This is a genomic window from Streptococcus bovimastitidis, from assembly GCF_001885095.1.
In the GTDB taxonomy this organism is placed as follows: Bacteria; Bacillota; Bacilli; order Lactobacillales; family Streptococcaceae; genus Streptococcus; species Streptococcus bovimastitidis.
In genome coordinates, this window is record NZ_LZDD01000006.1 from 1 (window position 1) to 486 (window position 486).

General features: G+C 39.9%; 1 protein-coding gene. It reads left to right on the forward strand.

Translation table 11 applies throughout. The features are described 5' to 3' along the window. Positions 1-124: 124 nt before the first annotated feature. On the forward strand, positions 125-486 hold a 362-nt coding region (locus A9Q68_RS10520; RefSeq protein ID WP_131814184.1), incomplete at its 3' end, for an ROK family protein.

The following is a 486-nucleotide window of genomic DNA, read 5'->3' on the forward strand; positions in this document are numbered from 1 at the left end:
GCTAGTCTTTCTAGCCTTTTTAGCTGGCGATTTTCCCAAAGTAAAAAGAGAAACTAGTCTTGCTTTCAGAAAAGCTTTTCCCTATAATATTAAGCAAGAAGACGTTTTTATGAAGGAGATTTTAATGACACGATTGTATGGAAGTATTGAAGCGGGTGGTACTAAATTTGTCTGCGCTATTGGTGATGATTCCTTTAGCGTTATTGAACAGACGCAGTTTCCAACGACTAATCCGCAAGAGACTATTGCCAATTGCATTGCCTTTTTCAAGCCTTTTGCTAAAGATTTAGTAGGTTTAGGCATTGGCTCGTTTGGTCCTATTGATATTGACCCTGATTCAGCCACTTATGGCTATATTACCAGCACTCCAAAACCAGGATGGGCTAATGTTGATTTGTTGGGTGGTCTTAGAAATGCCCTTAAACTGCCTATGTATTTCACGACAGACGTTAATAGTTCAGCCTATGGTGAAATGATGGCTCGGTC